Annotated in this window: 12 protein-coding genes and 1 pseudogene; 6 read left to right on the top strand and 7 right to left on the bottom strand. The window is 73.9% G+C overall.

Going from position 1 to position 12195, the window contains the following annotated elements:
• The first annotated feature begins 50 nt into the window (after positions 1-50).
• Positions 51-959 (top strand): class I SAM-dependent methyltransferase, encoded by a 909-nt coding sequence (locus tag DSM104299_RS06900; RefSeq protein ID WP_272476556.1) that lies wholly within the window; start codon positions 51-53, stop codon positions 957-959.
• Between the two features lie 21 nt (positions 960-980).
• Here DSM104299_RS06900 and DSM104299_RS06895 read toward each other — a convergent pair.
• The 3 genes and pseudogenes from DSM104299_RS06895 to DSM104299_RS06885 form a co-directional block, all read right to left on the bottom strand.
• Positions 981-1103 (bottom strand): annotated as a pseudogene (locus DSM104299_RS06895) (NAD(P)-binding domain-containing protein); the annotation flags it as partial.
• Between the two features lie 23 nt (positions 1104-1126).
• Positions 1127-2191: a hypothetical protein gene (locus DSM104299_RS06890; protein WP_272476555.1), complete on the bottom strand. Its 1065-nt coding sequence runs from the start codon at positions 2189-2191 to the stop codon at positions 1127-1129.
• A gap of 11 nt (positions 2192-2202) precedes the next feature.
• Positions 2203-3624: a cryptochrome/photolyase family protein gene (locus DSM104299_RS06885; protein WP_272476554.1), complete on the bottom strand. Its 1422-nt coding sequence runs from the start codon at positions 3622-3624 to the stop codon at positions 2203-2205.
• Positions 3625-3673: 49 nt separating this feature from the next.
• Between DSM104299_RS06885 and DSM104299_RS06880 the strand changes: the two genes are divergently transcribed.
• On the top strand, positions 3674-4297 hold the full coding sequence (locus tag DSM104299_RS06880; RefSeq protein ID WP_272476553.1) for an LON peptidase substrate-binding domain-containing protein: 624 nt from the start codon (positions 3674-3676) through the stop codon (positions 4295-4297).
• Here the strand turns inward: DSM104299_RS06880 and DSM104299_RS06875 are convergent.
• Complete coding sequence (locus DSM104299_RS06875; protein WP_272476552.1) at positions 4242-5168, bottom strand: DMT family transporter; 927 nt, start codon at positions 5166-5168, stop codon at positions 4242-4244. The genes DSM104299_RS06880 and DSM104299_RS06875 overlap by 56 nt on opposite strands.
• An 89-nt stretch (positions 5169-5257) precedes the next feature.
• Here DSM104299_RS06875 and DSM104299_RS06870 point away from each other — a divergent pair, with 89 nt between their 5' ends.
• Positions 5258-6004, top strand: coding sequence for a class I SAM-dependent methyltransferase (locus DSM104299_RS06870; protein ID WP_272476551.1), 747 nt, complete (start codon positions 5258-5260; stop codon positions 6002-6004).
• On the opposite strand, the gene DSM104299_RS06865 is transcribed toward DSM104299_RS06870, so the two are convergent.
• The 3 genes from DSM104299_RS06865 to DSM104299_RS06855 all read right to left on the bottom strand — a co-directional run bounded on the left by DSM104299_RS06865 (position 5961) and on the right by DSM104299_RS06855 (position 8735).
• Positions 5961-6410, bottom strand: a complete 450-nt coding sequence (locus DSM104299_RS06865; protein WP_272476550.1) for a hypothetical protein — start codon at positions 6408-6410, stop codon at positions 5961-5963. The two genes, DSM104299_RS06870 and DSM104299_RS06865, sit on opposite strands and share 44 nt — an antisense overlap.
• 20 nt (positions 6411-6430) lie before the next feature.
• Positions 6431-7255, bottom strand: a complete 825-nt coding sequence (locus DSM104299_RS06860) for a DMT family transporter (RefSeq protein ID WP_272476549.1) — start codon at positions 7253-7255, stop codon at positions 6431-6433.
• A 61-nt stretch (positions 7256-7316) separates the two neighbouring features.
• Positions 7317-8735 (bottom strand): gamma-glutamyltransferase, encoded by a 1419-nt coding sequence (locus DSM104299_RS06855; RefSeq protein WP_272476548.1) that lies wholly within the window; start codon positions 8733-8735, stop codon positions 7317-7319.
• A gap of 161 nt (positions 8736-8896) precedes the next feature.
• Here DSM104299_RS06855 and DSM104299_RS06850 point away from each other — a divergent pair, with 161 nt between their 5' ends.
• The 3 genes from DSM104299_RS06850 to DSM104299_RS06840 are packed head-to-tail and all read left to right on the top strand — an operon-like array spanning position 8897 to position 12148.
• Positions 8897-9241: a response regulator gene (locus tag DSM104299_RS06850; RefSeq protein ID WP_272476547.1), complete on the top strand. Its 345-nt coding sequence runs from the start codon at positions 8897-8899 to the stop codon at positions 9239-9241.
• A 16-nt stretch (positions 9242-9257) separates the two neighbouring features.
• Positions 9258-9893 carry a response regulator gene (locus DSM104299_RS06845; protein ID WP_272476546.1) on the top strand — a complete coding sequence of 212 codons (636 nt, stop codon included), beginning with the start codon at positions 9258-9260 and terminating at the stop codon, positions 9891-9893.
• Complete coding sequence (locus DSM104299_RS06840) at positions 9890-12148, top strand: PAS domain-containing protein (protein ID WP_272476545.1); 2259 nt, start codon at positions 9890-9892, stop codon at positions 12146-12148. The genes DSM104299_RS06845 and DSM104299_RS06840 overlap by 4 nt, the downstream gene beginning before the upstream one ends.
• Positions 12149-12195 lie beyond the last annotated feature (47 nt).

Here is a 12195-nt window from a genome sequence, read left to right as displayed (position 1 = left end):
GGCACGCTACACGTGCCCGACCGGCGCGGGTCGTTAGCATGCCGCGCCTCATGAGCCCCGCCCCGTCCACCGCGGAGGAGATCCGCGACGTCAACACCCGGTACCACGACGGCGCGGCCGCCGACTACGACGCCAAGTGGGGCATCGACTTCGGCGAGATCGGCCGCTCGCAGGTGCTGGGCAAGCTGCGCAAGGCGCTCGACGGCGAGCTGCGCTCGTTCGACCGCGGGCTGGAGCTCGGGGCCGGCACCGGCTACTTCTCGCTGAACCTGTTGCAGGCGGGTCTCATCAGCGAGGCGACGTGCACGGACATCTCCCAGGGCATGGTCGACGCGCTGGCGCGCAACGCCGCCGCGCTGGACCTGGAGATCGAGGCCCGCGTCGCCGACGCGGAGGCGCTGCCGTTCGCCGACGCGTCGTTCGACCTCGTCTTCGGCCACGCGGTCCTGCACCACCTCCCGGACCTCGACCAGGCCTGGCGCGAGATCCACCGCGTGCTCGCGCCCGACGGCGTGGCGATCTTCGCCGGCGAGCCGTCGCACTACGGCGACCGCATCGCCAACGTCCCCAAGCGCGCGGCCTCGCGCGTGGCGCCCGCGTGGCGCGCGCTCATGCGCGCCCAGCCCGCGCCCGAGGGCAACATGGACGGCGGCGCCGCCAACCACCAGCTGGAGTCGATGGTCGACGTCCACGCCTTCACGCCCGACCAGCTCAGCTCCGGCCCGCGCGCCGCGGGCTTCGCCGACGTCCGCGTCCGCGGCGAGGAGCTGCTGGCCAACTGGTTCGGCTGGGCCAACCGCGCGCTGGAGGCGACCGCGGACCCGGAGACCGTGCCATGGGCGTGGAAGATGTACGCCTTCCGCGGATACGTCGGCCTCCAGAAGGTCGACCAGGCGCTGCTGGAGACGCGCCTGCCGCCGGCCGTGTTCTACAACTTGATGGTCACCGCGACGAAGTAACGCGGGTGTATGGTCGGCCGCGACGCGCGCGCCGGCCTCCGCGAGCACCTGCGCCTTGCCGGTCGTCCGGTTCCAGACCGTGACGTCATCGCCCGCGTCGGCGAGGTGGCGCGCCCTCGGCGCGCCCATGATCCCGGTCCCCAGGAAGGTTGACGTGCAAGCGCGCGCTACCCCGCCCGCAGGGCGAGGTACCGGCCGCGGTCGGCGAACGTCTCCCGCATGTCGCCGGTGACCTCGTCGAGGAACTCCTCGCGGTAGGTCGCGTCGGTCAGGACCGCGATCGCGTAGTAGAGCCCGGACAGCGCGGCGATCGCGGTCGCGACGCGCAGCAGCTCCTGCGTGGGCCGGATCCGGACGCCGAAGACCGACCAGTCGACGATCGCGTGGCCGGCGTGCCCGAGCCACGCGTCCAGGACGCCGTCGTCGATCGCGAGCAGGCCGAAGACCACGAAGAACACGCCGACGGCCAGCGCGACCACCAGCACCTGCAGCGCCTGGCTGACGAACAGCACCATCCCGACGTTGACGCGCTGCGCGCGGCGCAGCGGCGGGACGCCGTGCGCCGCCTGCTCGGCCAGCGCGCCGACCTCGCGCGGGATCCGGCCGACCACGAACAGCGAGCCGATCACCATCAGCAGCGCGACGATCGCGATCAGCGACGCGAGCTCCATCTCCGCGAAGACCTGCCACATCTCGGTCGTCAGGAACAGGACGACCGCGAAGAGCATCAACAACGGCACGGCGCGCGCGACGAGCGGGATCGACGCAGCGAGCTGCGTGACCAGGCGCGCGCCGGCCCAACGGACGATCGACAGCAGGCCGAAGCCGACGACGCCCCACGCCACGAGCAGGATCAGCACGTTGCCCGCCGCGGTGACCAGCGCGCTCGTGACCTGCTGGTTGAAGACCACCGGCAGCAGCGCGGGCACGAGCACGAAGATCGCCAGCTCGACCGGGCCGACTCGCTCGGGGATCGCGAACGCTGGGCGTCCTCGAGCATGGTTGCGCAGCGCCAGCGCACCGAGCAGGACCGCGAGCGCGCCGAGCACGGTCGCGACGTTGGCCCACCACGGCCACGACAGGTCGACCGCGCCGAAGACCTCCAGGAAGGCGATGAACGCCAGCAGCGGCGCGACGCGCGTGAAGATGTCCTCGCTCGCGCTGTAGTCCTCGATCAGGAGCGGCAGCCCGGCGCGGCGGAACCGCCGCTCGTAGGCCGCCAGCTCGTCCATGTCGGCGCACGCTAGCCGCTCGCCGCCCCGTAGCGCGCCTTGGCGACCTCGCGCTCGTGGGCGTGGTCGACGATCGGCGCCGGGTAGTCGGCGCCGATCGCGCAGCCTGCCGCGCGCTGCTCCGCGTCGCTCATCGTCCACGGCTCGACGAGCCTGGCGACCGGGACGTCGCGCAGCTCGGGCACCCAGCGGCGGACGTAGGTGCCGTCGGGGTCGAACTTGCGCTGCTGGGTCATCGGGTTGAACAGGCGCCGGAAGTAGGGCGCGGGGTCGGCGCCGGTCGACGCGATCCACTGCCAGTTGCCGTTGTTCTGCGCGGGCTCGCCGTCGAGCAGCAGCCGTGCGAAGTGGCGCTCGCCCTCGCGCCAGTCGATGTGCAGGTCCTTGGTCAGGAACGAGCCGACGACCAGCCGCGCGCGGTTGTGCATCCAGCCGGTGGCGGCGAGCTGGCGCATCCCGGCGTCGACGAGCGGATAGCCGGTCTGGCCGTCCTTCCACGCCTGCAGCGCCTCGGCGTCGTCGGCCCAGCGCAGCGTGCGGCGATAGCGCTCCTGGAACTCCTCGCGGACGTTGTTGGGGTGCATGAGCAGCTGATGGGCGTAGAAGTCGCGCCACGCGAGCTGGCGCGTGAACGCGGCGGCGCCGGCGCCACCGCCGCGGTTCGCGCGCTCCTCGCACTCGCGCGCGCTCAGGCAGCCCCAGCGCAGGTAGGGCGACAGCACGGAGGTGCCGCCGGCGAGGGCGTCGTGGCGCTCCTCGTAGTCCGCCAGGCCGCCGTCGAGCCACCGTTCCAGCGCGGCGCGCGCGGCCGGCTCGCCGGGCGCGACGATGGGCTCCGGGACGTCGTCGTCGGCGATGTCCAGCGCCGCGGCGCCGGGGATCCGCCCCTTGCGCAGCGCCGACGGCAGCGCCGGGAGGGCGTCCGGCGCGCGGTGCACCGGCCGGCGCTCCACGCCGCCGATCGCGCGATGAAACGGCGAGAACACCGTGTAGGGCTTGCCGCCCTGCGTCCGCGGCTTGGACGGGTCGACGAGGTAGCCGCCGCCGTGCGGCCGCGGCTCGACGCCGGCGGCGCGCAGCGCGTCGGTCACGGCGGTGTCGCGCCGGCGCGCGTAAGGCGCGACGTCGCCCGTCCACAGCACGGCGCCCGCGTCGACGTCCCGCGCCAGCCCGACCACCTCGTCGACCGGGTCGCCGTGCCGGACGACGAGCCCGGAGCCGCGCTCGCGCAGCGCCGCGTCGAGCGCGCGCAGGCAGCCGAGCATGAACCGGGCCCGCGCGGGGCTCGCGTAGCGCCCGCGGATCAGCCGGTCGTCGAGCACGAACAGCGGGATCACGCGGGCGAAGTCGGTCCGCGCGGCGATCAGCGCGGGGTGGTCGTGCACGCGGAGGTCGCGGCGGAACCAGACGATGGCGGCGGTGGTGCTGCTCACGTCTCGGTTACGGCGCCATCGCGCGCCCGGCTCAACCTACAATCGCACGATGGGCGAGCATCGAACCGACTTCCCGCTCTTCCCGCTCGGCATGGCCGCCGTCCCGCACGAGGTCGTGCCGCTGCACATCTTCGAGGAGCGCTACAAGGCGATGATCGGCGACTGCCTGTCCGACGGACGGGAGTTCGGGATCATCTGGGCGTCCGACGACGGCCCGAAGCTCAACGGCTGCGCGATGCAGGTCACCGAGGTCCTCGAGCAGCACGAGGACGGCCGCATGGACATCCTCACCCGCGGCACGCGCCCCTTCCGGGTCGTCGAGGAGCACTTCGACCACGTCTACCCGGCGGGCGAGATCGAGTTCCTCGACGACAAGGAGGAGCCGGTCGACCCGACCACGATCGACGCCGCGCACGCCGCGTACTCGTCGCTGGTCGAGGAGGCGACCGACAAGATCCTGGAGCCCGACGTCCTCGAGCCGCTGACCGCCTACGAGATGGCGGCGACCGTCGACTTCGGCCCCGACGCCAAGCAGGGGCTGCTGGACCTGCGCTCCGAGAACGCGCGCATGCGGCTGCTGACGCGGCTGTTCAACGCCGCTGTCAAGCGGCTGGACTTCATCGAGCGCGCGCAGGCTCGGGCGCGCTCGAACGGGAAGGTGCGCTTCGGCTGAGCGGCCCGGGCGCGTGGCCGCTCGCCGCCAGCCACGAGCCCGCGAGGATCAGGCCGAGCCCGGCGATGGTGCCGACCGTCAGGTCCTCGTCGAGCAGCAGGACGCCGTAGACCACCGAGAACGCGGGCGCGACGTAGGACACGATCGACGCGCGCGCCGGGCCGACCTCGGCGATCGAGGTGTAGAAGAACAGGAACGCGAGGCCGGTACCGCCCGCGCCGAGCGCGAGCATCGACAGGATGGCGTTGGCGCCGGGCGAGTGGGTCGGCAGGGTCGCCAGCGCGAACGGCAGCCAGACGACCGCGCTGATGGCGAGGTTGGAGGCCGCGACGCCGACCGGCGGGACGCCCGTGAAGCCTCGCTTGGCGATCAGGACGGCGATCGCATAGCAGAGGCCGGAGCCGACGATCATCAGTCCGCCGAGGAGCGTCTCGGTGTCGCCGGACAGGTCGAGGCCGAACAGCAGGACGACGCCGACCATCCCGAGCACGACGCCGACCAGGCCCCAGCCGTGCGAGCGCTCGTCCGGGTCGACCTTGATCGCCAGCAGCGTGATGAACAGCGGCGCGGTCGCGACCAGGATCCCGGCCAGCGCGCTCGGGACGTGGTTCTCGCCGAAGGTGATGAGGCCGAACGGGACGATGACCTGCGCGGCCGCGAGAGCGAGCGCCCAGCCCTTGCGGTCGAGGATCGGGCGGATGGCGTCGGCCTTGACCGCCATCGGGACCAGGATCGCGGCGCCGAGGAGCGTCCGGGCGCAGATGATGAAGCCCTCGGACAGGCCGCCGTCGAGCGCGACCTTGATGAACATGTAGGACGCGCCCCACAGCGCCGCGGTGACGGAGAGGAACAGCCAGGCGCGCGCGGACATCGCGGGTCAGTGTCCCAGGTCGAGGTGTGAGGGCTGATGATGATGTCTTGTCGCAGCCATCAGGGTTCCTGATGGATAGCGTGTGGCGCATGACGGGCGAGGTCGACGCGCTGGGGGCCTACGAGGCGATGGCCGCCGCGCACGTCGCGGATGAAGACAATGCCTATAACTCGCTGTACGAGCGGCCGGCGATGGTGCGGCTGCTCGGCGACGTGGCCGGCCGGCGGGCGCTCGACGCCGGCTGCGGCGCGGGCGCGCTGGCGGCGGAGCTCGTCGCGCGAGGCGCGTGCGTCACCGGGCTGGACCTGAGCCCGCGGATGGTCGAGGCGGCGCGGGCGCGCGGGCTGGAGCGCGCGACGTTCGCGGTCGGCGACCTGGAGGGCGGCGGCGCGCTGGACGCGTTCGGCGACGGCGTGTTCGACCTCGTGGCCGCGAGCTTGATGGTGCACTACCTGCGCGACTGGGAGCCGGTGCTGCGTGCCTTCGCGCGGGTGCTCGTGCCGGGCGGGCGGATCGTGCTGTCGACCCACCACCCCGCGATGACCGACCGCGAGTGGCCGGACGGCGACCGCGACGCGGTCGAGCTGCTGCACGACACGTGGGACAAGCGCGGCGGGAGCTACGACGTGCGCTTCTACCGGCGGCCGCTGTGGCGGATGGAGGCGGCGTTCGCGGCGGCCGGGCTCGTGGTCGAGGCGCTGGTCGAGCCGGCGCCGCTGCCGGCCTGCCGGGAGGCGAACCCGGTGGCGTGGGAGCGGCTGACGACGCGGCCGTGGTTCCTGTTCGCCGTGCTCAGCGCGCCAGGTGGCAGTTCTGCGTCGCCACCTCGCGGGTGAGCTGCGCCAGGCGGTAGAAGGTCTGCGGCTGGTGCGGCGAGGTGTCGGCGAACGCGACGCTGCCGTTCTCGCTGCGCACTTTGTAGTTGTAGGTGCTGATCGAGCCGGGCTTCAGGGTGATGTGCTTCTCGGCGAGGCCGACGTCCTCGTCCTTGCGGCCGTCGAGCTCGCCCCGGATCTCGCGCGCGGTGATCAGCTGGGCCGAGGTCAGCTCGTAGCGCTTGGTCTCGTTGCAGTAGGCGCCGCCGTCGTCGGTGAGGCGCAGCGTCAGCTTGGCGCCGGGGACGTCGCCGTCGCGCTGGACGAGGAACAGGTCGGCCGGCGTCGGGCCATCGCAGCCCGCGGCGACGACGGCGGCAGCGAGGACGGTGGCGGCGGTCAGGACGGGGGCGCGGCGGCGGGGCATGCAGCGCGCATCCTGTCGCATCACCCCAGCGCGACGAGGCACACGCCCACCGTGACGGCGACCGCCCCGAGCCAGCGGCCGCGGCTGACGGGCTCGTGGAGGATCAGCGCCCCGGCGGCGACGGCCAGGACGATCGACGTCTCGCGGACCGCCGCGACCGGCGCGGCGGGCGCGCGTTCGAGGGCCGCGAGGACCAGGCCGTAGGCGCCGAACGTCGCGAGCCCGGCGGCGAAGGTCTGCGCGTTCAGGGCGCGGTGCACCGCCGGCGTCCCCTGCTCGCGGACGGTCACCGCGATCGTCAACGCCGCGCTCGGCGCGAGGACGAGCCAGAGGTACGGCAGCGGATCGGCATGGCGCAGGCCCTCGCGATCGACCAGGGTGTAGGCCGCGATCATCGCCGCCGTGCCGATCGCGAGCACGAGCGCTCGCCGGTCCGGCGCGGCGCCGGCGCGCTGCACCGCGACGATGCCGGCACCCGCGACCGCGATCCCGACGACCTGGATCGCGGCGACCGCGCCGCCGATCCCGGCCAGCCCGGCGACCAGGACCAGCACCGGCGCCGTCCCACGCGCCACCGGATAGACCGCACTCAGCTCCCCACGCGCATACGCCGCCGAGAGCAGCAGGAAGTACGCGGTCTCGAGCAGGGCGGAGACGCCGACGTACGGCCACACACCCGCCTCGACATGCCCCGCCACCGCGGCGATCGGCGCGAACACGACCACGGCGACGCACAACGCCGCCGCCGTCGCCGCCCGCGGATCGTCCGCCCGGGCGAGCAGCAGGTTCCACAGGGCGTGGAGGACGGCGGCACCGAGGGCGAGCCCGAAGGCAACGAGGGTCACGACGTCCACCCGACCTGCATCAGGACCAAGCTCGGCGCGTAGAGCCCCATCCGCGGGCGCGTCAGGCGCTCACGGCGGCCCCGCCGCGGCGAGGGTCCCCGGCTCCGGTGAGCGTGCCGGTGGCGGGGTCGCGTTCGACGGCCTGGGCTCCGCCGAAGAAGAGGTTGGGCGCGCGGAAGGGTGCGTGGGTCAGGCCGGAGAGGCTGATGCCGGACAGGTCGATCCCGGGCTCGGTGTAGACGGTGTCGTTCTCCAGGTGCAGCCGCGGCGCCTCGACGGCGGAGCGCGCGTCCATGCCGTGGTCGGCGACGTTGACGATCAGCTGCAGGATCGCGGAGCGGATCCGGTTGGACCCGGCGCTGCCCAGGGCGAGCTGGACCGCGCCCTCGGCGTCGAGCATGAGCGTCGGCGCCATCATCGACGGCATGCGCTGGCCGGGCGCGGCCCGGAACCAGCCCAGCGGGCTCAGGTCCTCCTCGCCCATGATGTTGTTGATGTGGATGCCCGTGCCGGGCACGACCAGCCCGCTGCCCTCGCCGTTGGTGCAGGTCACGGCGCACGCGCGGCCGTCGCCGTCGACCACCGAGACGTGCGTCGTCGACCCCAGCCGCGACACGAACTCCGGCGTCCGCGCCGCCTGCGCGACCGCCATGGCGTCCAACAGCTCGCCCGGGCCGGACTCGCCCAGCTCGTCGAGTCGCGCCAAGGCCAGCGCGAGCAGCGACCCGCCGGCCGACGGCGGCGGGTTCGTCAACACCGTCCTGCCGCGGTAGGCGACCCGGATCGGCTCGCGCGCCGCCACCGCGTACCCGGCCACGTCCTCGCCCGACAGCGTCCCGCCGTGCCGCCCCACCCAGTCGACCATCGCGGCCGCCAGGTCGCCCGACACGAACGGCGCGGCACCCTCGCGGCCGAACCGCTCGATCGTGTCGGCCAGCTCGACCGACGCGAACCTCTCCCCCTCCCGCAGCGCGCGCCCGCCCGGCGCGAACAGCGCGGCCGCCTCGGGCGTCGTCAGCACGATCCCCTCGAGGATCTCGAACAGGTACGCCTGGACCGGCGTCAGCGCCACCCCCGAGCGCGCCAGCGCGGCGGCCGGCGCCGCGAGGTCGGCCAGCGGCAGCGACCCCCAACGCCGCACCGCCTCCTCCAGCCCGCTCGTCACGCCCGGCGCGCCGCAGGACGCTGCACCGACGTGGAAGACCTGGTTCGCATCGCCGAACGACACGTCGATCGGGACCAGCGACGCGCGCGCGCCATCCGACGGCGCGCTCACGAAGAAGTCCAGCAGCCCGGGCTCCACGCCGGCGCCGCCGACCAGGAGGTAGCCGCCCGCGCCCGGCCCGGTCAGCAGCGGCTCGGCGACCCAGGACGCCAGGCACGCCGCCACCGCGGCGTCGACCGCGTTGCCGCCCGCGCGCAGCACGGCGGCGCCCGCCTCGGCGGACACCGGGTGCCCGGCGGCGACGATCCCTCCCATGCCCCCGATCCTGCCATGCGCGCCGCCTCCACCGCTGGACCGTCCGATCGGTGGATGGCCTTTCCTACCTGGTAGGGGCGAAATACCTCTTGATGCTGTATCCCGCTGTGGCCGCGCTGGATGGGGGCGGTCACCGGGCCGCCCGCGAGACCATGCGCATCGTGATCGCCGACGACCACGAGACCTATCGCCGGGGGCTGGCCCGAGCCATCCGGCGCTTCGGCACGCTCGATCTCGTCGGCGAGGCCGCGGACGGCACCGAGGCGCTGCAGGTCATCCGCGAGGCCTCGCCGGACGTCGCCCTGCTCGACGTGCGCATGCCCGGCCTCGACGGCCTCGAGGTCGCACGGCGCCTGCGCGAGCTCGGCGGCACCACCGTCGTCCTGCTCACCGGCAGCTCCACCGAGGAGCTCGAGCACGCCGCCGAGGCGGCCGGCGTCGCGGTCCTGCTCAGCAAGGACATGGCGCGCGACGACATCTGCCGCCGCTTGCTCGCTCTGCGTTGAGCAGTTATAAGGCGGCATGAGCCGCGTACGGGTGTTCGTCGCCGACGACCACCCGATGTACCGGGAGGGTCTGGTGCGGGCGATCAAGGAGCGCCCGGACCTCGAGCTCGTCGGCGAGTCCGCCGACGGTCGCACCGCGCTGCCCGAGATCCGGCGCCTCACGCCGGACGTCGCCGTCCTCGACGTGCGCATGCCCGGCCTGACCGGGACCGAGGTGCTCAACGCCATCGCCCGCGAGCGCATCGCCACGCGCGTCGTCTTCCTCTCCGCCCACGTCGACTCCGAGCTGGTCTACCGCGCGGTGGCGCTCGGCGCCGCCGCTTACCTGTCCAAGGAGGCCGACCGCGCGACCATCTTCGACGCGGTCGTCGCCGTCGCCCGCGGCCAGACCGTCCTCTCGCCCGAGATCCAGTCCGGCCTCGCCGCGCAGATCCAGCTGCGCGAGACCGAGAGCCGGCCGGTCCTCAGCCCGCGCGAGCAGGAGGTCCTGCGCCTCATCGCCGAGGGCGGCTCGGCGCCGGAGATCGCGCGCCAGCTGCACCTCAGCCCGTCGACGGTCAAGACCCACCTGCAGTCGCTGTACGAGAAGCTGGGAGTGTCCGACCGCGCCGCGGCGGTCGCCTCGGCCATGCGGGCGGGGCTGCTGGAGTGAGCGACCTGCCGGCGGCGTGGGCCGGGCAGCTGTTCGAGCTGAGCCTCGACCTGCTGGTCGTGGCCGACGCCGACTCGCGGATCGTCAAGGTCAACCCGAGCTGGGAGCGCGTGCTGGGCTACCGCCCGGACGACCTGGTCGGGGTCCAGATCGGCGACCTGCACCACCCGGACGACCTCGCGCGTACCCGCGACCGCCTCCGGCTGGTCGTCGATGGCTCGCCGCTCGGCCTGTTCGAGAACCGCTACCGCCACGCCGACGGCCACTGGGTGTGGCTGCGCTGGAGCGTAGCGATCGACCCCGCGACCGGCCTGATCTACGGCGCCGCCCGCGACATCACCGACGAGCGCCGCACGATCGTCGAGGCCCAGGCGGCCATCCGGCGCATGGAGGACGCCCAGCACGTCGCGCACGTCGGCAGCTGGGAGTGGAACCTGCGCACCGGCGAGCGCCACTACACCCGCGAGATGTTCGCGATCCAGGGCCAGGACCCGGACCGCGGCAAGCCGTGGAGCATGGACGACCTGCTCGCCCGCGTCGACCCCGCGCACCGCGAGCGGATCCTCGACGCCCGCACGCGCATGTACGAGCAGGCCGGCCCGGTCGAGGTCGAGTACCGCCAGACGCGGCCGCGCGAGCGCTGGATCCGGACGACGATGGAGGCGGTCCGCGACGACGACGGCGAGGTGTTCCTCCTGCGCGGCACGACGCAGGACGTCACCGAGCTGCGCGTCAACGAGCGCCGCCTCGCCGAGGCCGAACGCCTCGCCGACATCGGCAGCTTCGACTGGCGCGTCTCCGACGGCGCGGTCATGTGGTCGGAGGGCACATACCGCCTCTTCGGCCGCGACCCGTCGCTGCCGGCGCTGACCCAGCACGAGATGATCCCCATGGCGCTGCCCGAGGAGGTCGCGCGCTGGCGGGAGGTGCTCGCCGTCACGGCGACCGGGACGCCGTGGGAGCTCGAGTTCAGCTTCCCCAGCCCGGCCGGCCGCGGCCGGCGCGTCGTGTCGGTCCGGGGCGAGGCCTACGAGGCCCACGACGGGACGCACGTGCGCGGCACGATGCAGGACATCTCGACGCAGCGCCGCGTCGCCGAGCAGCAGCGGGCGATCGCGCGGCTCGGCCAGCTCGCGCTCGCCGGGACCGACCTCAAGGAGCTCTTCGACGAGGTCTGCCGCGTCACGATCGACCTGCTGGGCACCGACATGGCGTCGATCCTGGCGCTGCAGGGCGACGGCAGCTTCGCGTTCGCCACGTCGATCAACTACCCCGGCGACCCCACCGGCACGGCGATCCCGCCGGGCGTGCCGTCGACCGCCCGCGACGTGCTCGACAGCGACCGGCCGGTGGTCATCCCGGACTGGGAGGCGCCCGAGGCGCGGAACCTGCCCTACGCCAAGGAGCTGCGCGAGCGCGGCGTGCGATGCTCGGCGATCCTGCCGATCCGCGGCCGCGACGGCCCGTTCGGGATCCTCACGACCCACGCGAGCGAGCCGGGCGTCACCGACGCGGGGCAGAACCTCGCGTTCCTCGCCGCGCTCGCGTCGTTCCTGGCCACCGCGATCGAGCGGCTGCGCCACGAGGCCGAGATCGCGGCGCTCGCGACGCTGCGCGGGCGCCTGGTCGCCGAGAACCTGGAGGCCGAGGAGCGCGTGCGCCAGCGGATCTCCGAGCAGCTGCACGACGGCGCGCTGCAGGACCTGCTCGCCGCGCGCCAAGACCTCGTCGAGGCCGCCGCCACCACCGGCGACGCGGCCACGCGCAACGAGATGCTCGGCTACGCCCGCGAGGGCGTCGAGCGCGCGGTCAAGCTCCTGCGCGAGGCCGTCCACGCGCTGCACCCGGTCGTGCTCCAGCACGGCGGGCTGGAGGCGGCGATGCAGGCCGCGGCCGACCAGGCGGCGCGCCAGGGCTCGTTCCGCGCCGAGGTCCGCGTCGACCCGGCGGCGGCCGGCCTGCGCGACGAGCTCGTCCTGTCGCTGGCGCGCGAGCTGCTCAACAACGCCGCCAAGCACGCCCAGGCCGACGTCGTGCAGGTGACGGTCGCCCGCCAGGACGGCTCGGTCCTGCTCGAGGTGGCCGACGACGGGCTCGGCCTGGACCCCGACGCGGTCGCCGCGGCGCCGATGCACGGGCACATCGGGCTGGCGTCGCTGACCCAGCGCGTCGAGGCCGTCGGCGGGACGCTGGACCTGCGCGGCGCGCCGGGCGGACGAGGGACGACCGTCCTGGCTCGCCTGCCGATCGGTTGACCCCCAGCCTCGTCCGATCGGTGGAGGCGATGTGCGGCGTCGAACCC

It is taken from the genome of Baekduia alba (assembly GCF_028416635.1).
GTDB classification, from domain to species: domain Bacteria; phylum Actinomycetota; class Thermoleophilia; order Solirubrobacterales; family Solirubrobacteraceae; genus Baekduia; species Baekduia alba.
This window is presented reverse-complemented; position numbering and strand designations above follow the sequence as displayed.